We start from the raw sequence: 22806 nt of genomic DNA, 5'->3' as shown, positions 1-22806 counted from the left end.
TGATAGGGGGAAACGGCGATGAATTTTGAAACTGAAATGAACAGCACGCTGCTCTATTTTCGCGAGCAGGTGCTCAAAAATATCGATTTAGAACGCATTGATGAGTTGAAGAATCAGCGCGATGCGCTGCTGCGAGAAGTTAACGACGCCATTCAACGCGTGATGAATAGCACAGGACAATATCTTTCAAGCCGGGTTTGCAACTGCTTAAGCGAGCTTATTGCCGATGAGATTACGGGGTATGGGCCGCTGCGTGAGTTGATGGAGGATGAAAGTGTCAGCGACATTCTGGTCAATGGGCCCGAACGTATTTTTGTGGAGCGCGCGGGGAAATTGGAATTAGTCGATAAGCGTTTTATCAGCAACGAGCAGTTGATTGATATTGCGCGCCGACTGGTTGCGCGGGTGGGGCGCCGCGTTGATGACTCGCAACCGTTGGTCGATGCGCGCATGCCTGACGGGAGTCGCCTGAACGTGGTCATTGCGCCTGTTGCACTGGATGGGGCTTCGATCTCTATTCGTAAGTTTGGCTCCGGGCAGAGAACGCTGGCCAATCTGATTGAGTACGGCAGTATGAATGAAATGATGGCTAATTTCCTGGTCATCGCGAGTCGCTGTCGCGTCAACATTATTGTTTCTGGCGGGACCGGGTCAGGGAAAACAACCCTATTAAATGCCATGTCCCATTATATCGATGAAGGGGAGCGGGTACTGACACTGGAAGATGCGGCTGAGCTACGTTTACAGCAACCGCACGTTGTCAGGCTGGAAACCCGTATGGCCGGTGCTGAGAACCAAGGCCAGATTACAATGCGTCATCTCGTGGTCAATGCACTGCGTATGAGACCCGATCGCATCATTATCGGAGAGTGCCGGGGAGAAGAAGCGTTCGAAATGTTGCAGGCAATGAACACCGGCCATGATGGCTCCATGTCAACCTTGCATGCCAACTCCCCACGCGATGCCTTGGCGCGTCTGGAAAGTATGGTCATGATGTCAAGCGCGGCGCTTCCCCTTACAGCAATCCGCCGCAATATCGTATCGGCCATCCATATTGTTGTTCAGGTATCGCGTTTGCCTGATGGCTCACGAAAAGTCATCAATATTACAGAAGTGATGGGGATGGAGGGCGATAACATTATCTTGCAAGATATTTTCAGCTATTCCGCGCAGGCAGAACGCTCTGAAACGGGGGAAATTCAGGGAAGTTTTACCTCTTACGGTCTATTACAGCGCTCAGCCGTGTACCAACAGGCAATAATCCATGATATGCAAGAACCCTTGAAGCAACTGTTCGGAAATAAATTACCATGATCGTTATCTTCACAAGCATGCTCCTGCTTGGCTTGCTCCAACTCGTGCTCGAGCATCGGAAGAAAAAAAACATTCAACGATTACGTCACGTTGCTACCGTGCCGAAAACCAACAAATTAACCCACCAACTTAAACAGCACATATTATGGCAACATCTGGTGACGCTTTTCAGTGATATTTCCCGGTATTTGCTGGGTAAAAAGTATGACCTGGCGTTAAAAAATGGTTTGATTGTCTTCGCTGTTCAAGGGGCAAGCATTTATAGTAGCCTGGAGTATTTACAACTTGATGTGCTTATTGTATCACCGCTCATGTTGTTGTTGACATTGTATATACTTTTTCAACGGAGTAAAAAAGAGGCACGAATAGCCTTTGAAACCGCATTTTCGGAAGCGTTGAATATAATTAACAGCGTTATTAGCGCTGGGAATTCAGTGATGCTCGGCATTGAACAGTGTGGTGAGAAAGTTGCAGGTATTGTTGGTGAAGAGTTTAGAAAAATATCTCAGCGCCTTGAAATCGGTGAGGATATTGAAAGTGTTTTGATGGATTCGTATCGACGTTTACCTTATAGAGAATATTATTTTTTTATTGTCACTGTCTTGGTGAATATGAAGGGGGGAGGGCAAATCAAGGACGTCATGACGCGGTTAGCAGCCATGATCTCCAATGGAAGAATTATTGATAGAAAAAAGTTGGCCATGACATCTGAAGTAAGAATGTCTGTAAAAATATTAACAGCCATCCCGATTTTTTTCTTCTTTTTTATAAAATACAGTTCTCCAGACAGTTTTGCTATATTGCTTTATGATCCAATGGGTAAAGTCATACTTTATTATGCGATAGGTAGCATTTCCTCAGGCATTTTTATTCTTTGGTTAATGATGAATAAGCTATAGGTGAGTTATGTTTTATCTATTTTCACTGCTCATGATAGTATTGGGCCTGGGTGGACTTCTCATCCATTTTTTTAAAGACAAGAATAAAAACAGGTCATTAGGGTTGTTGAATGTACATAAGCATTCATTGAGTGAGGCTGCAAACCAGGATGACGCATCGCATGTTGAAACGATTTTGATAAAATCAAGTCGTTTAATTTCGATTGCATCATTGTTAGATAAAAATGTGCTACTAAAAATGTTAACCGTCGTTACGCTTGGCGGCATATTATTTTTACTGAGCATCAGTGGTGTGCTTCAGGTGTCGATGAATGTTTTACTCATCTGTCTTTTAATACTGAGTGTGGTAGTCATTATTTTACCTGATATGGTAAAAAAACGTATCATTGGAAAACGCTTAAAAAGCATATCAAATGATTTACCTTTTATTATTGATATGATGGCGGTTTGTATTCAGTCTGGAATGACTGTTGAAAAATCTATGCGATATATTAGTGATAACACTAAACATGTTAATAAGGATATTGCCAGAATTCTGGAACGTGTGATGCTAAAAACAGAGGTGAGTGGAATCAATGCTGCGTTGGAACAACTTTATCAAGAGATGGCCAGTAATGAAGTGAGAATGTTCTGTACTACATTGCAGCAGAGCATAAATTTTGGCTCATCCATTTATAAAGTGTTAATCGCTTTAGGCAAGGAAATGAGAGATATACAGTTACTCGATATGGAAGAAAAAGTGGCAAGCTTATCTGCCAAAATGACCATGCCGATGATTGGCTTTATTATGTTTCCATTGTTGGCAATAATTGTCGGACCAGGTTTGATAGGGATGATGGCATTATGGGGAAGTTAGTTAATATTTTATTATTACTTTCAGGGTTGTTGCTCGGCGGGTGTGTTACGAAAGCCGGAGATCACGATGCTATCGATGAGGAACAGAAGGAGTTTATTCTTACCAAGATGAATGATTTCCAAGGACTCATTAAGTTATATCGTGAAAAACTAAATCGAAAAGAGGATGCAAAAACACGGTATATTTTGGCAAATCATTACCACTCTGCCATGGATTATGAATCATCAAGGCATTATTTAGCGCCTTTGCTGGTCGATAATCCCGATGAAGATATTCTGTTGCTTGAAGGCAAGAATTTGCTGGAACAGGGACAGATCGCGCAAGCGCTTGGTTGCGTCAGGGCGGCTTTAAGTAAAAATCCTGAACACGGGGAAGCGTTAAACACACAAGGCGTGTTGCTGGCGCAGCAGGGCGATTATCTTGCTGCCAAGGCATCGTTCGATAAAGCTCGGACGCATTTTGTTGATGAAGATAAGGTCATTAACAACCTGGCGATGCTGGCCATCATGCAGGAGGATTATCCTACCGCGAGGGATTATCTGGCACCCTTATATGCGCGAGGGTATACGGGTGAAAACCTATTACATAATTTAGTGTTTGTGCTGGTGAAAATGCGGGATTTTGAGGGCGCGGAAGCGGTGCTGCATCGAGCAAAGAACGTTGATGTCAGTGATGGTTTGCTTGAATCGTTATCAAAAATCAAGCCCCGCTCTCAACTCCAGTTACAGCAACGCGAATTGCTGGCTAAGCAAGAGGTATTGATAAAAAAAGGCCAAGGTGATGAAGACGCTACGCCCGCTTTACCGTTATCGAAAGAACATAATAACGAGATTATTGCGGTCCGGGCGGGACAACATGAAAAGTATTTCCGCATGGCAATGGCATCTCGGGAACGAATTGCAATTAAACAACTTGGTGATCGGACACTGAACCAGGTAGTCTATGAATTACGAGGCGTGACGGCAAGTGATGACATATTACGCATAGGAAACAGCTTGATGGTAGATGGTAATGTACGGTCAATTTCAATTGCGCATAAAGATAATAACACTATTCTTGTTAAGTTCATATTAAAGAAAAAACTGGATAAGTTGAAAGTATTCCACCTTGCGGCTGAAAAATCAGAACCGGAAAGATTGGTGTTTGATTTCTATCACGGCTAATCTTTTTTGGGCTCCTTTTATTTATTTTCTCTGAGCTGGTGTTGTTAGGCGGTTTATAATTGTATTACGTTGATTACCGTATCGCCTGTCGATTGCATACACCATACTATTCAGTGGATTATAAACGCTTCTGGCATGTTTAAGGGACAACTAAAAGTGAAAGTAGAAGGGATGCTGGCAATAGCTATCAGTGTAATATTGATATTCGTTTGTTATACAGATATTCGTTTTAGACAAATTACCAATGTGACAACATTGCTTATCTTTTTGCTTTCACTTTTATTAGCTTTTCACCATGTTGACGATCTCTCATTAATTATATTGTCGCTATTGTTTTGTGTCGGTTTTGTTTTCTCTGTAGCAGGAGTAATAGGTGCAGGTGATATTAAACTGGTATGTGCATTATCAACGGGGCTTTCAACGCCACATATAGGGGATTTTCTCTTATTGACGGGAATGGCAGGGATCCCACTCACGTTGCTTACGTGTTTATATTACCGAGTGTTCTCAAAACAGAATGTCATCACCGTACCCTACGGTGTTGCTATCTGCTGTGGCTATTGGCTGTTGTGGGCTGTGTAAGTAAGAAGGATTAAAAATTGAACAACAAAAGGAAATATGTGCTTTTATGGTACCGTTCGAGTACTGGAAGTGCCGCGCTTGAGTTTTCTTTGATCCTTATCCCTTTTATTATGGCACTTCTTTTTCTCGCAGAACTGTGTCGGGTGGTTTATATTTCATCTGCCCTGGATTTGATTCTGGCCGAATCCAGCTATCGTACATCGCTTCGTCAGCCTGATAGTGATTACCGCGCTTATTTCAAGAAAGCCTTTAATGAGCGTTTAGATGTATGGCCGTTATTTACCCAAAAAAATACGATACGTGTATCTGCACAATATTGTAATGACATTGCTGCGTTAATTGAGAATGGCAAACATTGCTCATCTACCCATGCGGTTGGAAAACCGTTGGCGCTGTATGATGTTAACATTCATTATCAACCTCTCTTCTTTATATTTCCAACGGTGATGGTTGAACAGCGATGGAAGCGAAAGATTGCTTTTGTTCAGGAATTTCAGCGAGGAGAATTGTAATATGTCTTCGCGTTACAGAAAAAGAAAATTGCTGTTTGGGATAGAAAGTGAGAAAGGAAGTGTAGTGATTGAGTTTATTTTCTATTTTTTTTCTATTATGCTGCTTTGTTTTTTATTAATTGATTACAGTCGATATTTTTTAAACAAAGGATATATGGAACGTGTCAGTCAGTCTCTTGCCAGTGTGTTGCGTGAGCGCACAGCACTTTATCAAGGAAAAGAAGTTTTGACACAGGATGATGTCGATCAGTTAGATATGTTGGCGGCGATGCTCTTGGCTGAAACTCACCTCGGAAAAAAGTACAATCTCTACGTGGATGCCATCTATTTCGATGATGCTGCCAAATCAGAGAAAAAATTAAAAGGAAGCCCGATAGCGTTTACTGTTGATAATGTTAAGGATGACTATTGTCCAAAGTCTGACTTTGCCAAGGATTTTACTAAACGAATTCCGCTTTCCCCTTTTTCTCATGCTGATACTGCATCAGTGCAGGGGGGGCGTTGGCTACCTGTTTATCAAGTCACCCTCTGTACTCAAGGTCAGTATAGTTTATTAATAAGAATGTTAAATGCTATTGGACTATCTATTGGAAATATCTCGGTTAGTAATGCGGTAATTCCTCGGTGAGTTTTTTGGCGTTCGATAATCATCTCAGGGAGAGTCATGAAGATAAAACATGCTGTTGATTTCTTTCTCTTGGTTTTCCGCAGAGAGTCTGGGGCAACGACATTGTTGTTTGCTATTATGTTTCCAATGCTGCTGATGTTTTTTTCTTTAGCACTTGATGGAGCTCATTTTCAGGCAAACCGCGCCCGATTGGCTGATGCGATGAATCAGGGGGTGTTAGCCATTGCGATAAACGATCGCTGCGATTACGTTGCGGATAAAGAATGTGGTATCAAGCATGGCAACAAGGAGGCGAATGAAAAGCTTCTGAGCCGCTATCTGAATTATTATCTGCCCAACGTAGCCTTTAATGATAACGATCTGGACGTTATGGTCAGTTTAAACCGTGATAATGCAAAAAAGTTAACCTCAATTGATTATAATGCATCAGGGATCGCAATATTACATCCTATTTTCAAGAAATATAACGAGGTGGGATTTAGCGATAATGTCCTTATTCGTGCTGACAGTTCTGCCGGTACAGTCAGAAAATCGATGGAACAGAAAAGTCTCCCTACGGATTTTGTTTTTGTTGTAGATATTTCTTCTTCTATGGGCGGTGAGATTAATGGGCTGAAATCTGGTATTAAATATGATATTTTAAAAGATGCAGTAGTGAATTTCTCTCAAACTATTCTTAATAGTAACGAGAAAAACACCATTGGCATTGTCCCTTTTAACATTGGCGTTCCTGTTAAATTGAGTAAAAAAAATGTTTTTGGTGGAAAAGAAACAGGCTGTTCTTTTGTTGGAAAACTTAAAAAAGAGTATGCGGAGTTTAAAAATAAAAGGGTTGATTTCGATTTTTGGTATAACAAAAACTTTGCTTTGAAAAATAAGGATATCAACCAGCAGGATGAGATCATCACCTCTTATTATAAATCAATCGTCTCACCTGGTTTGGGGCTTACTATGGCGAAAATGGTTGATGATAAAAAATGGTGTGCTGAAATTTCAAAAATGAATGGAAATTCATTTCCTTTTTATAGCTGTGATGCTGATCCTCGTGCCAATTTGCGGGCACATCCTGAAGAGTTTACTCTTCATTATCATAAGGCTGATAAATTATCCACACTGGCAAAAAATTATTTAAATGTGGTAAATGTTGAAACTATTGATTTCGATGAAACGTTGAAGGATGACTATTTGTTTTCTGAAAACTCAGTTACTACTTATACCTACTTTCCTTATCATGATAAAGATGGCATGTTTAACAATATGTGTTTTGATCATTGGCATACAATAAAGTTACCACGCGAATCTGATGTAAAGAAGATAACTGATTATGCCGAATTTTCGCGAAACAGAGAGTCTCCGACCTCATATTTGATTGAATTAACCTCGAAGGCTGATGTCATCTCTCATTTTAAAACAATGAAGATACAAGGAGGAAATACAGACAGTAGCAGTGGTTTGTTGCGATCGCTACCTGTGATTGCTAAGGGTATTAACCCTAAAAAAGTTATTATCATGGTTACTGATGGGGAAGATAGCGGTAGGCCGAAAGAATTGGCTACAGCGCTTCATAAGGAATACCATATTTGCAAACGCATAAAAGAGGGTTTGTTAAATTATAATAAAATCCATAAAACAGTGGAGGTGGATATTTTTTTTATTTCCTTGGCTAAGGACGGTCTTGATGGTAAAAATATTAAGTTTTGGAAGGAATTCTGTGTCGGCAATGATAATGCATTTGTGGTGGATAATTACTTAAGTTTGGTAAATATTTTGGCAAAAATATCCAAAAAAGAAAAAATTAATTTTATCGATAAAAGTGGTTTTAATCGATAAGTTGTTTCCATGTTTGGGGGGGGTATGAGAACAATAGTTATTGCGGATACACTCTATTATCGTTATATAGGGTTGAGCGATCTTTTTTATAAAAAATTCGATGGCAATCCTGATGTGGATGTATTCGATCACTACAACGAGAAAAAGCTAACACGTAGGGGGGAATACCGTAATGCGTTGGTTATAGGTAATCAAACCTTTCATGAGATGGAGAAAACAAATCAGTTATTACTTGCTAATAACAGCGATATCATTGTCTATCGTATCTTTTTTTCTGATGTAATTAAGCTACGGCGGTTGAAGCGACATTTGGTGCTGAGTCCTTATTGTATCGTGGTATCTTCAGATATCGCCAATCGTGATTTATTTATGCTAAGCCACTCTTGGTTGGGATCGCTAGACAAAGAGAAATGCGCCTATGTCAGGTTTAACTCACACGAGCGACAACTGTTAAAGTACTGGGAGGAGATAACGCATGGCCGTATTCCTGCCGGGCTTAAGGATATAGCCTACTCCGTTATTAGTCGTTTAAAGCGAAAAATGGATATTCGCAGTGAATACTCCCTTTATCTGCTGTGGCGGATAACGCATAGAGGGATTTTTTCTTTAAACAATTTTTCGATGGACAGTAACCGCAGCAGGGTCAGAACGCCCGTACCGCGAAAAGTATCGGCTACGCCGCCCATTCCCCACGGCTATTTTTTTCTGCGTTAACGCGGTTACGTCGTGCTGAGAGGAAGGTGGGCCCGGGATGCATTGCTTCCGGGCCGCATTTTGTCGCTTAAAAATCCCAATCGTCATCTTCGGTATTCACCGCCTTGCCGATGACGTAGGAAGAGCCCGATCCGGAGAAGAAATCGTGATTTTCATCCGCGTTGGGTGACAATGCGGAAAGAATTGCCGGATTAACATCGGTCATGTTGGCAGGGAACAGGGCTTCATAACCAAGGTTCATCAACGCTTTATTGGCGTTATAATGCAGAAACTTTTTCACATCCTCGGTCCAGCCCACACCGTCGTACAGCGCTTCCGTGTAGAGGATTTCGTTGTCATAAAGATCCTGCATTAAATCGAAGGCGTAGTCCTTTATCTGCTGTTGCCTTGCTGTGTCAACGGTGGCGAGGCTCTGTTGGAATTTATAGCCAATGTAATACCCGTGCACGGCTTCATCACGGATAATCAGACGAATCAGATCGGCGGTGTTGGTCAGCTTGGCACGGCTGGACCAATACATCGGCAGATAAAAGCCGGAATAGAACAGAAAAGATTCGAGAAATACGCTGGCGACCTTTTTCATTAAGGGATCGTTGCTGCGGTATTGTTCAAGAATCAGTGTGGCTTTTTTTTGCAGCGTGGCGTTTTCTTCACTCCAGCGATAGGCATCATCCACTTCGCTGGTGAGACAGAGTGTCGAGAAAATAGAACTGTACGACCGGGCGTGCACCGCTTCCATAAAGCTGATGTTGGACAACACCGCTTCCTCATGCGGGGTGACGGCGTCTGGCATCAAGGTGGGGGCGCCCACGGTGTTTTGTATCGTGTCCAGCAACGTGAGGCCAGTAAAAACGCGAATGGTCAACTGGCGCTCTTGAGGGGTTAGCGTGCCCCAGGAGGGAATGTCGTTCGACAGCGGTACTTTCTCCGGCAGCCAGAAGTTACTGGTCAGACGATTCCATACTTCCAAATCCTTGTCGTCTTCGATTTTATTCCAGTTGATCGCTTTTACGCGTGTGAGCAGAGTCATCGTTAAATTCCTTCGAGAAACCTATCAGAGCGCACAGGAGACACAGCCTTGCACTTCGGTGCCTTCCAGCGCCATCTGGCGTATGCGCACGTAATAAATGGTTTTAATGCCTTGTTTCCAGGCATAAATCTGTGCCTTGTTGATATCCCGGGTGGTGGCGGTATCGCGGAAAAACAGGGTTAACGACAGCCCTTGGTCGACGTGCTGGGTGGCGGCGGCATAGGTGTCGATGATTTTTTCCGGGCCTATTTCGTAAGCGTCCTGGTAGTAATCCAGATTGTCATTGGTCATATAGGGGGCAGGGTAGTACACGCGACCAATCTTGCCCTCTTTTCGGATCTCAATACGCGACACGATGGGATGAATGCTGGAGGTTGCATGGTTGATGTAAGAGATCGATCCGGTGGGCGGCACGGCCTGTAAATTCTGGTTATACAGCCCGTGCGCCATCACGGAATCGCGCAACTCAGCCCATGCTTGCTGGGAAGGAATAACAATCTGCGCCGCCTCGAACAGTTCACGCACGCGTTGCGTTTCCGGCTGCCAGGTACGTTCGATGTATTTGGTAAAATAGTCGCCGGACGCATAGGTCGATTGTGCAAACCCGGCAAAGGTGCGCCCACGCTCAATCGCCAGTTGGTTAGAGGCGCGCAGTGCATGATATGCCACGGTGTAGAAGTAGATGTTAGTAAAATCGATGCCTTCCAGTGAGCCATAGAAAATCCGTTCCCGCGCCAGATAACCGTGCAGGTTCATTTGTCCGAGGCCAATGGCATGAGAGTCATCATTGCCTTTGGCGATGGAGGGCACAGACCCGATGTGGCTCATGTCAGAAACCGCCGTCAAGGCGCGAATAGCGGTTTCCACCGTATTGCCGAAATCAGGTGAATCCATGGTTTTGGCGATGTTCAGCGATCCCAGATTACACGAGATATCCTTGCCGATATGGCGATAGCCCAGGTCGTCATCGTAAAGACTGGCTTCGTTGACCTGAAGGATCTCCGAACACAGGTTGCTCATGGTGATTCGGCCATGAATCGGGTTGGCGCGATTCACCGTATCTTCAAACATCATGTAGGGGTAGCCAGACTCAAACTGTATTTCGGCCAGAATCTGGAAAAACTCGCGCGCCTTGATCTGCGATTTGCGAATGCGTTTATCGTTTACCATCTCATGGTACTTCTCGCTCACGCTGATTTCCGAGAAGGGTACGCCATACACCTGTTCCACATCGTAGGGAGAGAACAGGTACATCACCTGATTGGTTTTCGCCAATTGGAAGGTGATATCCGGGATCACTACGCCAAGAGAGAGCGTTTTGATGCGGATTTTTTCATCGGCGTTTTCACGCTTGGTGTCGAGAAAACGCAAAATGTCAGGATGGTGCGCGTTGAGGTAGACCGCGCCTGCACCTTGCCGTGCACCCAGTTGATTGGCATAGGAAAACGCATCCTCAAGCATCTTCATGATGGGGATGATTCCGGAAGACTGGTTTTCAATACGTTTGATCGGCGCGCCGGTTTCACGAATGTTGGTCAAGGTAAAGGCAACGCCACCGCCACGCTTGGAGAGCTGCAACGCCGAGTTGATGGCACGCCCGATAGATTCCATGTTGTCTTCGATACGCAACAGAAAACAGGAGACCAACTCACCGCGCTGTTTTTTACCGCAGTTGAGAAAGGTTGGCGTGGCGGGTTGAAAACGTCCGCTGATGATCTCGTCGACCAGGGCGCTTGCTAGTTGGGTATCGCCTTTGGCTAGCGCCAAGGCAACCAGACAGACCCGATCCTCATAGCGTTCCAGATAGCGTTTGCCATCAAAGGTTTTCAGCGTATAGCTGGTGTAATATTTGAACGCACCAAGGAAGGTTTGGAAACGGAATTTGTGCGCATAGGCTTGCTGAAACAGGCTCTTGATAAAACTGAATTGATACTGTTCCAATACCTCAGCTTCATAGTAGCCTTCCTCCACCAGATAGCGCAGCTTCTCCTCCAGATTGTGGAAAAACACCGTGTTCTGGTTTACGTGCTGGAGGAAATAGCGTCGTGCCGCCAGCCGGTCTTTTTCAAACTGAATGTGCCCGTCAGCATCATAGAGATTCAGCATGGCATTGAGCGCATGGTAATCAAGCGCGTTATCGCTTTTTCCCTGCACGGGGGTGTTGATTACGGATGTTGTTGCCAAAATTGGGTTACTCCTTTGCGCACATTGATGACGTCTTCCGGTGTGCCGAGCAGTTCAAAGCGGTACAGGTACGGCACCTGGCATTTCTGCGCGATAATGTCACCCGCCAGACAATACGCTGTGCCGAAGTTCATATTGCCTGCGGCAATCACGCCGCGCAGACCGGCCCGGTTGTTGGCGTCGTTAAGGAAGCGAATCACCTGGTGCGGCACGGCACCTTTGCTGCTTCCTCCGCCGTAGCTGGGCACCACCAGAATGAACGGTTGTGCCACGTTGAGTACCGGCTGGTCTTCTGCTATCGGAATGCGCAGGGCGGGCAGACCCACACGAGCGATAAACCGATGCGTGTTTTCCGACTGACTGGAAAAATAGACCAGTGGATTCATTACGCCCCCTTACTGCAACTGCGCTGAGCGCAACGCGCCGAGTTTATCCGGGCGAAAACCGCTCCAGTGGTCATCTTCTGTCATCACGACCGGCACCTGTTGATAACCCAATGCCCTTACCCGCTGTAACGCCTGCTCGTCTTCCGTCAGGTCGATAAGCTGATAAGCGATACCTTGTTTATCCAAAGCACGGCACGTCGCATTGCACTGAACACAGTGCGGTTTAGTGAAAATAGTAATGCGCATGATTCGTATTTACCTTTTGGGTTAAAGTCAGTATGGTGAAGCAGCCTTGTGACACCCTTCCGCTGCCGCCTTTCTGCGAAACGCGCCTCATCGATAACCGTGGCGTGTTTAAATACTAGATGTAGATGTTTTTAATTTCAACCATACAATATATGGTGTTTAGTGCGAATGGGTTCAGGTCGACACCTGAATGGGGGGAAGAGGGCTGCACTACCAAGCGGAAAACGGGGACAGCCTTGAGAATAAAAAAAACGGGCCGCTGTGGGCCCGTCGGTGCATCGTCTACAAAACCGGAAGATTCCTACCGTAGTAGATCTCTCGCATCTCATGATAGAGCAGATCGGTGATCCTTTTACGTTCGGCCGCTTGCAGATTTTCCGGCGCGGCGTTGAACAGGTAGTGCCGCAGATCGAAATCCTTGAGCAGCATTTTGGTGTGAAACATATTCTCCTGATACACATTCACATCCATCATGTGATACAGCGACTTCATATCTTCCGACATAAAGTTTTGAATGGAATTGATCTGATGGTCGATGAAATGTTTCACCCCGTTGATATCACGTGTAAAGCCGCGCACGCGGTAGTCAATGGTGACAATATCGGATTCCAACTGGTGAATCAGGTAATTCAGCGCTTTTAGTGGGGAAATCACGCCGCAGGTTGACACTTCAATGTCGGCGCGAAAGGTGCACAGGCCACCTTCGGGATGGCTTTCCGGGTAGGTATGTACACAAATATGGCTTTTGTCCAGATGCGCAACCACGGAATGGGGCAGCGGTCCGGGATGTTCGGAGTTATCGACATCGCGCGGATCCATCGGTTCCTCGCTGACCAGAATGGTCACGCTGGCGCCCTGAGGATCGTAGTCCTGCCGTGCGATGTTCAGCACATTAGCACCAATGATCGCGCAGGTTTCTGTCAGGATCTCCGTCAAACGATTGGCGTTGTACTGTTCGTCAATATAGGCGATATAGCCGTCGCGATCGTCAGCGGTTTTGGCATAGCAGATATCGTAGATACAAAAACTCAGGCTTTTGGTCAGGTTGTTAAAGCCGTGCAGTTTCAGCTTGTGCAATTTTCGTCACCTCCTGATGGCTGCAAGCGTCAGGCTAATGCATTCAGTAGATATTGTGGCAGCGCAAAGCTACCGGTATGGACTGCCGGCGTATAGTAACGGCAGGTAATGCCAGAGGCATGATAGCGTGCGGCAAGCGTCTCCTGCGCTACCTGGCGCAATGCCGGATCGTTACTGGCCCAGGCAAAGGTCATGATGCCACCGTAATAGGTGGGGATCGCCGCCTGATAGAAGGTGACATCCGAAAAGGAACGGTTAAGTAAGCGATGGCTGTTGATGGCCTCATCCTGTTGCAGGAAACAGACGCCATTTTGCGCCACAAACAGGCCGCCAGGATTCAGGCTGCGCGCACAGCCATCGTAAAACGCAGAGCTGAAAAGGCTTTCTCCGGGGCCGATGGGATCGGTGCAGTCAGAAATGATCACATCAAACCTGTCGCGGTTTTGGCTGACAAAATCAACGCCGTCGGCGATCACCAGCGTTAAACGCGGATCGTCATAAGCTCCGGCACTGTGGTTGGGAAGATACTGGCGACAGAAACTGACCACACCCGCATCAATCTCCACCATGGTGATGTGTTCTACTTCCGGATGGCGACACACCTCGCGCAGGATGCCGCCATCGCCGCCGCCGACGATCAGCACACGCTTGGCATTGCCATGGGCCAGCAGAGGGACATGGGTCAGCATTTCATGGTAGATAAATTCGTCGCGTTCGGTGGTTTGCACCACGCCATCCAGGGCCATCACGCGCCCCAGCGCCGCATTTTCGAAGATAATCAGATCCTGATGTGCAGTTTTTTCATGAAACAGCACCCGGTCAATAGAAAAATACTGGCCGAAGCTGGCATGTAACGTTTCATGCCACATCTCTTTTCGGGACATGTCAGGGCTTCCTCTGCGATAACTGCCGTGAAAATGAGCGCGCCATCATAGCTAACTCGCTGATGGCATGCACGGCGAAATTTCAGGCAGTGCGGGAAACGTTACGCGAGCATTATTTTGCGTAAGCGAGCAGGCCGAGTGAGTTTTGTGCCAGTGATTGACACTTTTTGGGGGTCGGGATGGGGATATTACTCAGATCGCGGTAGCTATCCTCACCCAGGCGGGTCATATCAAAGTCACTGTAATTGTTGAGATTCCAACGGTTTTGTTGCGCGAAAGAGATCAGCACGCGTCGAATATGATCGTTGGGAATGTCTTGATAGCCACAGTTGTTTTTCAAATAGACGAAAATGGCCGTCAAGTCAGCGAGATCTTCTGCCTCAAATTCATTCAGTGCGTTACTGGCTGACGAAAATCCCATCAGACTCATAAGCAGCAGTGCCAGCGCAGAGCGTTTCATGATTAAACCTGTATCAACAATCGTAAAATGACGTTATCACAGATGGGGTAAGTGGGTTCAAGGTTTATTTTACGCGTTCAGGTTAGTAAAACCGGTTATTTCCTGATGTGCCACTCTGTACGCTTGAGTGCAATGGCCGGATTAAGCCCCATTTATTCCGTGTTGATAACATGACGTCGCGCGCAGCCTCTGTTATTAATAGATGATGGTCAATAGGATTTACCGTTGCTGGTGTGATGATAGTGGGTCTCTGGCGTATCAGTTTTTGGGTGATTAACGGAGCATTTTTGCTTCCCGTGGGGATCGTCTTTGCGCTGGCATTTTGGCCCGAGGCTGGCGGCCTGCTGGCACTGTGGCAGCAGGGGATGCCGCTTTATCTGCTGCATACGACGATTCTGGTCTGTGGTGCGGTGGCGCTGAGCCTGTTGATTGGGCTGCCTGCCGCCTGGGTCATGGCCTATTACCGTTTTCCCGGCAAACGCGGTGTTGCCTGGGCCTTGTGCTTGCCGCTGGCGATGCCCGCCTTTCTCATGGCTGATTTTTATGCCGATATGCTGGGGCAACATGGTGTGCTGTGGTCCCTGTTTGATCTCCCTGCGTTCAACGAGGAAAGCGCGCACCGCCTAACGCTGTCGGGCGCTTGCGTCGCGCTGGCGCTGGCTTTTTACCCGTATGTTTATCTGCCGGTCCGTCATGCGCTGGAATCCCAACCTCCGCACTGGTTGCAGGCTGCGCAGCTACTCAAACTGACGCCGCGTCAGGTATTCTGGCGTTTATCTTTCCCGCTGGTGCGCCCGGTTATCGGGATGGGGGCCATGCTGGTGGCCGTCGAGGCCTTGAATGATTATGGTACCGCGCGCTTGCTGGCACTGCCGACGCTGACAACGCGTCTGATCGATGCTGGCGTGTTGCAAGGGGATACTCAGGCCGTCGCCCATTGGACGCTCTCTCTGTTGCCTTTCGTTGTACTGTTTACCTGGCTTGGGCTGCGCTTTGCCCGGCAGCAGCGGCAAAATACCTTTCCGGGTAGCACGGATTACGTCGCCAAGCCGGTGCTGACGGCAGGCAAAGCGCGCTTGGTCACGCTGGTATGCTGGGGGCTGGCGCTGTTGGCTTTCGGCTTGCCGCTCGGGCGTTTGCTGTATTGGCAATTAGCGAATATCAGCGACGGCTGGAACGCAACGCTGCTCGACGCGCTGTTGAACAGTCTGACCATGGCATCGCTTGCCGCCATTATTCTGTGCCTGATGATGATTCCTTTTCTGTTGTTTATTCGTCTTGCGGGCTTGCGTGCCGGACGCGTTTCTTTCGCGCTGGCGCAGTGGGGGTATGTGTTTCCGGGGGCCGCGCTGGCGACGGGCATTGCCATTCCGCTGATTGCGCTCGATAACGGGCTCCGTTCTCTGGCGATGCTGGCGGAGATACCGTTTTCTCCCCCGCTGTTTTCCTGCGTCTGGTTGATCATGGTGCTGGTTTACTGCGCCAAATTCAGTCGTTTTGTGCTGGAGCCACTCAGTGTGCGTATGGCGAGCATTCCGAGCCTGCTCGATCGGGCCAGCGAGGCTGCGGGTCTTTCGCTCTGGCAACGCGGGGTGCGCGTTTACTTCCCGTTACTGAAACCACAGGTGATGATGGGCGCGGTGATTCTGTTTTTCGAAGGCATGAAAGAGTTAAATGCCGCATTTTTGTTCCGCACGTTCGGATGGGAAACGTTGCCGACGTATGTTTTTCGTCTTGCTGCCGATAACCTGTTGCAGTGGGGTGCACTGCCTGCGCTGTGTCTCGTGGTGATTGGTGGTGTGCCGATGTTGTGGTTTCAATGGCTTTGGAAGGGAAATAATCGATGACGCCCACCACGGTTTTGGCGGTGCAAAGCGTGTCTTGTCATCTCAGGCAGCAGCCCGTGCTGGACGCGGTAACCTTTTCAGTGCGCGAGCAGGAACTGATTTGCGTATTGGGTCCGCACGACAGCGGAAAGACCACGCTGTTGCAAGCGATCGCTGGCTTGTTGCCGGTGAGCAAAGGGGAGATCGCGCTTGTCGGTGAGCGCATGAGCACCCCGATGGTCTCTGTTCCTGCACATCAGCGTCCTGTTGGGCTGGTGTTTCAAGACTATGCTCTGTTTCCGCATCTGAGCGCGCAGGAGAATCTGGCCTTTGCCTGCCCGGTGCCCATCACGCCAGCACATAAAGATGCGGTGCAGGAGATGTTGATGCTGTTGGGATTGACCGAGTGCGCGGCGCGCTATCCTCGCGATCTCTCTGCCGAGCAGCAGCTGCGCGTGGCGTTGGGGCGCGCGTTATTGTGTAAGCCGCGTCTGTTGCTGCTGGATGCGCCGTTCCCGGCGATGGATAGTCAGCAGCGCGATCGGCTGATTGCGGAAATTCGCGATTTGCTCAAACAGCGCCAGATTGCCGCCATTCTGGCGACGGTCAGTCGCGAAGAAGCGTTTGCCTGGTCAGATCATGTGGTGTTATTGCATGAAGGCAAGGTGATACAACAAGGCAATCCTTACGAACTCTATTACCGACCGGTGCAGCGCGTGGTGGCTGATTTTCTGGGCAACACCAACTATCTGCCGATCACCGTGCTGAGCGAACATCAGTGGCAAAGCCCGATGGGGGATTTTCATGCCAACTATCCGCTGGGTTTCCCGACTGGCAGCCAGTGCGACTGGTTGGTGCGGCCGCAAGAAATTGCGCTGGCGCTCGATCCGGATGGCGCAGCGCTGATTGAAGATCGCGTGTTTCTGGGAACCTCAAACGTCTACCGGGTTCGGCTGGCGGAACGCGTGCTTACGGTGCAAACCAGCAACTGGTTTGAACCGGGGCAGCAGGTCAGGATCAGTATCCGACCGGATCAGCCGATCCTGTATCCTGCCTTGCCGCCTGAGCCCGTTGCTGAAGAGAACGCGCCCTGAGGGGCTATTTGTCGGTTTTTTTTACCTCAGAAGGCGGTGCCGGCAGTTCGCGAATCATCACCCTCACTTCATAGTTTTTGTTCTCCGCCTGCGGGGCGTTGGCAATCAGTTTGTTGAGCGCTTCCGCGGGCTGGTGGGTTTGCATCGAGGCCTGGTAAAGCGGCGGTGTGGGAGGTGGGGGAAGCTCGCCTTTGGCAAAGGGCGGGGCATCCATCGGCTGTGGCCGCGGTGTGTCTGGCGCTGCCTGCGCTATCCAGGATATCCCTAACAGCAGGGCAAACAAAAGAGCAGGGTGCGGATGTGTGATGTTCATAAAGACCTTTCTCGCTGGCTGAATTCAGGCCCTATCAAAGCCGCTCTGGCAGGGGGGCGCAATGCGTTTTACCCAGTTTTATGCTGCGATAACGCTTCACTTACACTCCTGTCATTTTGCGATCGTCTGGCGATGAACGGCACATAAGCCTTTCCCTGTATCATTGAGAACCCTGTCCTGTGGCGTTATACTGCGCGCCTCAACGAGACCGTAAACAGGCTGCGAAAAAGCGGCGTAGTGCTTGCGTAGTGCTGTGGTGTCGCCCTTTTTAAAAACGAGTGATGTGTATGATGAAACATACTGTGGACGTCATGATTGCCGAGGCAGACGTTCGCGCGCGCGTGAGCGCATTGGGCCAGGAAATCAGCCAGCACTATCGTGGCAGTGACAGTGATCTGGTGCTGGTCGGGCTGCTGCGCGGTTCGTTTATTTTCATGGCCGATTTGTGCCGCGCGATCGATGTCTCCCACGAAGTGGACTTCATGACGGCGTCCAGCTACGGCAGCGGTACCAGTTCCACGCGAGACGTCAAGATCCTCAAAGATCTGGATGAAGATATTCGCGGTAAACATGTGCTGATCGTGGAAGACATCATTGATTCCGGTAACACCCTGAGCAAAGTGCGCGAAATCCTACGCCTGCGTGAGCCCGCGTCGCTGGCTATCTGCACGCTGCTGGATAAGCCGGAGCGTCGGGAAGTCGAAGTGAAAGTTGAGTGGGTTGGTTTCTCTATTCCTGACGAATTTGTGGTGGGATACGGTATCGACTACGCCCAGCACTATCGGCATTTGCCTTATGTTGGCAAAGTGATTCCGCAGGAATAAGTCGTCGCGTCAGATGCAGGGGCACAAAACGTGCCCCTGTAAAATCAGATCAGGGAAGAGATGGCGCGGCGATAGCGCTGTTCCAGCGTTTCGCGGCTGGTGGCGGTAACCTCCAGATCGCTTAACAAACCGTCCTTGATGCCATACACCCAACCGTGAATCGTGACCTTTTGGCCGCGTTTCCAGGCGGATTGCATGATGGTGGAGTGGCCCAGGTTGTAGACTTGTTCTACGACATTGATTTCACACAGTTTGTTAAAGCGCTCTTCGGGCGGCAATTCTCCCAGCAGCGAGCTATGCTTGTACCACAAATCACGGATGTGCAGCAGCCAGTTGTTGATAAGCCCCAATTCAGGGTTTTCTACCGCCGCTTGCACGCCACCGCAACCGTAATGCCCGCAAATGATGATGTGTTCGACTTCGAGCACTTCAACGGCATACTGCACCACGGAAAGACAGTTTAAATCGGTATGGATAACCAGGTTTGCCACATTGCGGTGAACGAACAGTTCGCCGGGCGCAAGGCTGGTCAAGCTTTCAGCCGGGACGCGACTGTCAGAGCAGCCAATCCACAAAAAACGGGGTTTTTGCGCCAACGCCAGACGTTCAAAGTAACCCGGATCTTCTTCAACCATGGTGTCTGACCAGCGCTGGTTGTTGGCGATGAGCGTTTCAATATCTTTCATGAAAGTAAATGGCCTGTGACAAAAAAAGGGCAGTGAAAGGTAATATAAGGCAAGCGTGAATGTTTTAAAATCGAAACTGAGTCACTCATTGATAATAGGGCTAGTTAACTTGTTATGACATATGCACTTGAACTGGAGAAACTGACCAAAACGTACCCAGGGGGCGTCAAGGCAGTGCGCGGTATCGATCTGCGCGTGGAGGCCGGGGATTTTTATGCGCTTCTGGGACCGAACGGCGCAGGAAAATCGACCACCATTGGCATCATCAGCTCACTGGTAAACAAATCTTCCGGTAAGGTGCGCGTTTTCGGCTACGATTTGGATCGCGACATCGTTAACGCCAAGCGCCAACTCGGGCTGGTGCCTCAAGAGTTTAACTTCAACCCGTTTGAAACGGTGCTGCAAATCGTTACCCATCAGGCGGGATACTATGGCGTATCTCGTCAGGACGCCCTGCAACGGGCGGAAAAATACCTCAAGCAGCTCGATCTGTGGGAAAAGCGCCAGGAAAAGGCACGCATGCTTTCCGGCGGCATGAAGCGCCGTTTGATGATTGCGCGCGCCTTGATGCACGAGCCCAAGCTGTTGATCCTCGATGAGCCGACCGCCGGGGTGGATATTGAACTGCGTCGTTCCATGTGGGGGTTTCTCAAGGCGCTGAACGCGCAGGGCACTACCATCATTCTCACCACGCACTACCTGGAAGAAGCGGAAATGCTGTGCCGCAATATCGGCATTATTCAGAATGGTGAACTGGTGGAAAACACCTCGATGAAGGCGTTGCTTGCCAACGTGCAATCGGAAACCTTTATCTTTGATTTAGCGCCGAAAAGTCCGCTGCCCAAGCTGGAGGGGTATGCCCACCGTCTGACGGATACCTCAACGCTGGAAGTGGACGTGATGCGTGAGCAGGGACTCAATAGTGTTTTCAGCCAACTAAGCACGCAAGGGATTCAAATATTGAGTATGCGTAACAAGGCGAACCGTCTGGAAGAGCTGTTCGTCTCCATGGTTAACGGTGAAAAGATGAAGCGAGTGAAGGCCAGCGGGGAGGCAAAAAAAGCATGACGCAGTTATATTGGGTCGCCCTGAAAAGTATCTGGACCAAAGAGATCAACCGCTTCAGCCGCATCTGGATACAAACGCTGGTGCCGCCAGTGATCACCATGACGCTCTATTTCATCATCTTCGGTAGCCTGATTGGCTCCCGCATCGGTGAAATGCACGGTTTCGACTACATGCAGTTTATCGTTCCTGGGCTCATCATGATGTCGGTGATCACCAACGCCTATGCTAACGTCGCGGCGTCTTTCTTCAGCGCCAAATTTCAGCGCAATATTGAAGAGCTGCTGGTGGCACCCGTTCCGACATACATCATTATTGCCGGCTACGTGGGGGGCGGGGTAGCCCGCGGCGTGTGTGTGGGCGTGCTGGTTACCGCGGTGTCGCTGTTTTTTGTTCCGCTGCATGTGCACGCCTGGTGGGTAGTGGTGGTTACGCTGCTGCTGACGGCAGTACTGTTCTCACTGGCCGGCTTGCTGAATGCGGTATTTGCCAAAACCTTTGATGACATCAGCCTTATCCCGACGTTTGTGCTGACGCCGTTAACCTACCTTGGCGGCGTGTTTTATTCATTGACGCTGCTGCCGCCATTCTGGCAAGCGGTGTCCAAGCTCAATCCCGTGGTGTACATGATAAGCGGCTTCCGCTACGGCTTTCTCGGCATTCAGGATGTACCGCTGGTCTTCACCATGACGGTGTTGCTGGTGTTTATTCTGGTGTTTTACGTGCTGGCGTGGTGGCTGATTGAACGCGGGCGCGGTCTGCGCAGTTGAGAGAAAAACGGGGCCATGATGGCCCCGTTGCTGTTAGGCGACCTGAACCGGAATCGCCTTCGCCTGGCGTGACATCATGTTATCACCGGAGAAATAGGCGACTTTCGGGTGATGCGTGCGCGCCTCTTCGTCTGACATCTGTACATAGGAGCAGATAATCAGTTTGTCGCCGACGCAGGCGCAGCGTGCCGCCGCACCGTTGACAGAAATAATGCGTGATCCTCTTTCTGCCGCAATGGCATAGGTAGAGAAACGCGCCCCGTTATCCACGTTGTAGATATCGATGGCTTCATATTCCAGAATGCCCGCCGCATCCATGAAATCCTGATCGATGGCGCAAGAGCCTTCATAGTGCAGATCTGCCTGGGTGACTTTTACCCGGTGCAGCTTACCTTGTAGCATGGTGCGTATCACTGTCGGTTACCTCGGTTTATGTCTGTCATGCCAGTCAGTCGACCAGAACGACCTGCTGATTATCAATCAAACGGGCCTTACCCAGCCAGGCTGCCATCAATACCACCGCGCGCGTGCTAGCCACGGTCAGTGCTTGCAGCGTATCCGCGTCGCGAATATAGAGCTCATCGGGCGTGAACCCGGCTTCGCGCAATGCTTCTGCGGCACTGGTTACTATTTCCTCAAGCTGGCGATCGCCGTTGCTGAGTTTATCTACCATCTGATCCATGATGCGTTTAAGCGCGGGCGCAGACTGGCGCTCTTCCGGGCTAAGATAACCGTTGCGCGAGCTGAGTGCCAGCCCGTCCGGTGCACGGACAATCGGCACACCGACGATATCAATGTCGTAGCCCATATCGCGCACCATTTGGCGAATCAGCGCTAACTGTTGGTAATCCTTTTCACCAAAGCAGGCGATATCGGGTTGTACCATGTTAAACAGCTTGCTGACAATGGTTGCCACACCGCGAAAATGGCCCGGACGGCTGGCACCTTCCAGCATGGCAGACAGTCCCGGCACCTCGACAAACGTCTGCTGACCCAGCCCATGGGGATAGACTGTCTCAGGCGAGGGGGAAAACACCAGATCCACATTACGCCGGGTTAACTTCTCGCAATCTTCTTGCAAGGTGCGTGGATAACGTTTCAGATCGTCAGGCTTATCGAACTGCATCGGGTTGACGAAAATGGAGACGATAACAATATCGGCGCGTGCCCGCGCCTCGTCTACCAGCGTCATGTGTCCGTCATGCAGATTGCCCATGGTGGGCACCAATGCAATGCGTTTCCCCTCTTGACGCCAGCGGCGAATCTCACGGCGTAATAGCAAAGGGGTTTCAAGAATCAACACGGTCTTGCTCCTTTGTACCCGTCATACTTCAAGTTGCAGATGCGTTGGCTGCGTTCACTCACCCGAATCACTTACCTGAGTAAGCTCATCGGGATTCCTTCACTTGCCGCCTTCCTGCAACTCGAATTATTTAGGGTAATGTTCATTATATTTTCAATAT

Annotated in this window: 25 protein-coding genes; 14 read left to right on the top strand and 11 right to left on the bottom strand. The window is 48.8% G+C overall.

What is annotated here, in order from left to right:
• The first annotated feature begins 18 nt into the window (after window positions 1-18).
• The 9 genes from J5067_RS22835 to J5067_RS22795 all read left to right on the top strand — a co-directional run bounded on the left by J5067_RS22835 (window position 19) and on the right by J5067_RS22795 (window position 8498).
• Window positions 19-1314, top strand: coding sequence for a CpaF family protein (locus tag J5067_RS22835; RefSeq protein WP_264652084.1), 1296 nt, complete (start codon window positions 19-21; stop codon window positions 1312-1314).
• Window positions 1311-2213, top strand: a complete 903-nt coding sequence (locus J5067_RS22830; protein ID WP_264628211.1) for a type II secretion system F family protein — start codon at window positions 1311-1313, stop codon at window positions 2211-2213. The genes J5067_RS22835 and J5067_RS22830 overlap by 4 nt, the downstream gene beginning before the upstream one ends.
• Window positions 2214-2220: 7 nt before the next feature.
• On the top strand, window positions 2221-3069 hold the full coding sequence (locus J5067_RS22825; protein WP_264652083.1) for a type II secretion system F family protein: 849 nt from the start codon (window positions 2221-2223) through the stop codon (window positions 3067-3069).
• A complete protein-coding gene (locus J5067_RS22820; protein ID WP_264652082.1) occupies window positions 3057-4232 on the top strand; it encodes a tetratricopeptide repeat protein in 1176 nt (391 codons plus the stop codon). The genes J5067_RS22825 and J5067_RS22820 overlap by 13 nt, the downstream gene beginning before the upstream one ends.
• Window positions 4233-4367: 135 nt before the next feature.
• Entirely contained in the window at window positions 4368-4814 is a 447-nt protein-coding gene (locus tag J5067_RS22815) for a prepilin peptidase (RefSeq protein WP_264652081.1), read from the top strand.
• 17 nt (window positions 4815-4831) lie between these two features.
• Window positions 4832-5326 carry a TadE/TadG family type IV pilus assembly protein gene (locus tag J5067_RS22810; protein ID WP_264628176.1) on the top strand — a complete coding sequence of 165 codons (495 nt, stop codon included), beginning with the start codon at window positions 4832-4834 and terminating at the stop codon, window positions 5324-5326.
• A gap of 1 nt (window position 5327) precedes the next feature.
• A complete protein-coding gene (tadF, locus tag J5067_RS22805; protein WP_264628177.1) occupies window positions 5328-5954 on the top strand; it encodes a tight adherence pilus pseudopilin TadF in 627 nt (208 codons plus the stop codon).
• Between the two features lie 36 nt (window positions 5955-5990).
• Window positions 5991-7784 carry a hypothetical protein gene (locus J5067_RS22800; RefSeq protein WP_264652080.1) on the top strand — a complete coding sequence of 598 codons (1794 nt, stop codon included), beginning with the start codon at window positions 5991-5993 and terminating at the stop codon, window positions 7782-7784.
• A gap of 24 nt (window positions 7785-7808) precedes the next feature.
• Window positions 7809-8498, top strand: a complete 690-nt coding sequence (locus J5067_RS22795) for a hypothetical protein (protein WP_264645986.1) — start codon at window positions 7809-7811, stop codon at window positions 8496-8498.
• Window positions 8499-8565: 67 nt separating this feature from the next.
• Here the strand turns inward: J5067_RS22795 and nrdF are convergent, their stop codons facing one another.
• From nrdF to J5067_RS22760, 7 genes are all read right to left on the bottom strand, one after another.
• Window positions 8566-9528 carry a class 1b ribonucleoside-diphosphate reductase subunit beta gene (nrdF, locus tag J5067_RS22790; RefSeq protein ID WP_264645987.1) on the bottom strand — a complete coding sequence of 321 codons (963 nt, stop codon included), beginning with the start codon at window positions 9526-9528 and terminating at the stop codon, window positions 8566-8568.
• 24 nt (window positions 9529-9552) lie between these two features.
• A complete protein-coding gene (gene nrdE / locus J5067_RS22785; protein ID WP_264652092.1) occupies window positions 9553-11694 on the bottom strand; it encodes a class 1b ribonucleoside-diphosphate reductase subunit alpha in 2142 nt (713 codons plus the stop codon).
• The gene (nrdI, locus tag J5067_RS22780) at window positions 11694-12098 is read right to left on the bottom strand and encodes a class Ib ribonucleoside-diphosphate reductase assembly flavoprotein NrdI (RefSeq protein WP_264625785.1); all 405 of its coding nucleotides are present in this window, start codon (window positions 12096-12098) and stop codon (window positions 11694-11696) included. The genes nrdE and nrdI overlap by 1 nt, the downstream gene beginning before the upstream one ends.
• Window positions 12099-12107: 9 nt before the next feature.
• Window positions 12108-12344 (bottom strand): glutaredoxin-like protein NrdH, encoded by a 237-nt coding sequence (gene nrdH / locus J5067_RS22775; protein WP_196905655.1) that lies wholly within the window; start codon window positions 12342-12344, stop codon window positions 12108-12110.
• A gap of 282 nt (window positions 12345-12626) precedes the next feature.
• The gene (gene speD, locus J5067_RS22770; RefSeq protein WP_264645988.1) at window positions 12627-13421 is read right to left on the bottom strand and encodes an adenosylmethionine decarboxylase; all 795 of its coding nucleotides are present in this window, start codon (window positions 13419-13421) and stop codon (window positions 12627-12629) included.
• Between the two features lie 29 nt (window positions 13422-13450).
• The gene (speE, locus tag J5067_RS22765; RefSeq protein WP_264645989.1) at window positions 13451-14305 is read right to left on the bottom strand and encodes a polyamine aminopropyltransferase; all 855 of its coding nucleotides are present in this window, start codon (window positions 14303-14305) and stop codon (window positions 13451-13453) included.
• A 112-nt stretch (window positions 14306-14417) separates the two neighbouring features.
• Window positions 14418-14765, bottom strand: a complete 348-nt coding sequence (locus tag J5067_RS22760; protein WP_264645990.1) for a YacC family pilotin-like protein — start codon at window positions 14763-14765, stop codon at window positions 14418-14420.
• A 242-nt stretch (window positions 14766-15007) separates the two neighbouring features.
• Here J5067_RS22760 and J5067_RS22755 point away from each other — a divergent pair, with 242 nt between their 5' ends.
• Together J5067_RS22755 and J5067_RS22750 are read left to right on the top strand one after the other, a co-directional pair.
• Window positions 15008-16612, top strand: a complete 1605-nt coding sequence (locus J5067_RS22755) for an iron ABC transporter permease (RefSeq protein WP_264652079.1) — start codon at window positions 15008-15010, stop codon at window positions 16610-16612.
• Complete coding sequence (locus J5067_RS22750) at window positions 16609-17685, top strand: ABC transporter ATP-binding protein (protein WP_264652078.1); 1077 nt, start codon at window positions 16609-16611, stop codon at window positions 17683-17685. Before J5067_RS22755 ends, J5067_RS22750 begins: the two co-directional genes overlap by 4 nt.
• 4 nt (window positions 17686-17689) lie before the next feature.
• Here the strand turns inward: J5067_RS22750 and J5067_RS22745 are convergent, their stop codons facing one another.
• Complete coding sequence (locus tag J5067_RS22745) at window positions 17690-17998, bottom strand: hypothetical protein (RefSeq protein WP_264629232.1); 309 nt, start codon at window positions 17996-17998, stop codon at window positions 17690-17692.
• A gap of 287 nt (window positions 17999-18285) precedes the next feature.
• Here J5067_RS22745 and hpt point away from each other — a divergent pair, with 287 nt between their 5' ends.
• Entirely contained in the window at window positions 18286-18822 is a 537-nt protein-coding gene (hpt, locus tag J5067_RS22740; RefSeq protein ID WP_264645994.1) for a hypoxanthine phosphoribosyltransferase, read from the top strand.
• 44 nt (window positions 18823-18866) lie between these two features.
• On the opposite strand, the gene can is transcribed toward hpt, so the two are convergent.
• Complete coding sequence (gene can, locus J5067_RS22735) at window positions 18867-19508, bottom strand: carbonate dehydratase (protein ID WP_264645995.1); 642 nt, start codon at window positions 19506-19508, stop codon at window positions 18867-18869.
• A 114-nt stretch (window positions 19509-19622) separates the two neighbouring features.
• On the opposite strand from can, the gene J5067_RS22730 reads away from it, so the two are divergent.
• Both J5067_RS22730 and J5067_RS22725 read left to right on the top strand, forming a co-directional pair.
• Entirely contained in the window at window positions 19623-20576 is a 954-nt protein-coding gene (locus tag J5067_RS22730; protein ID WP_264645996.1) for an ABC transporter ATP-binding protein, read from the top strand.
• Window positions 20573-21343: an ABC transporter permease gene (locus tag J5067_RS22725; protein WP_264645997.1), complete on the top strand. Its 771-nt coding sequence runs from the start codon at window positions 20573-20575 to the stop codon at window positions 21341-21343. The genes J5067_RS22730 and J5067_RS22725 overlap by 4 nt, the downstream gene beginning before the upstream one ends.
• Window positions 21344-21376: 33 nt before the next feature.
• Here J5067_RS22725 and panD read toward each other — a convergent pair whose 3' ends face one another.
• Together panD and panC are read right to left on the bottom strand one after the other, a co-directional pair.
• Complete coding sequence (gene panD, locus J5067_RS22720; protein ID WP_264645998.1) at window positions 21377-21757, bottom strand: aspartate 1-decarboxylase; 381 nt, start codon at window positions 21755-21757, stop codon at window positions 21377-21379.
• Window positions 21758-21791: 34 nt separating this feature from the next.
• A complete protein-coding gene (panC, locus tag J5067_RS22715) occupies window positions 21792-22646 on the bottom strand; it encodes a pantoate--beta-alanine ligase (RefSeq protein WP_264645999.1) in 855 nt (284 codons plus the stop codon).
• Window positions 22647-22806 lie beyond the last annotated feature (160 nt).

Source organism: Candidatus Symbiopectobacterium sp. NZEC151, from assembly GCF_025962655.1.
Classification (GTDB): Bacteria; Pseudomonadota; Gammaproteobacteria; order Enterobacterales; family Enterobacteriaceae; genus Symbiopectobacterium.
The sequence above is the reverse complement of the archived record's forward strand: the minus strand, read 5'-3'. Positions and strand labels throughout refer to the sequence as shown.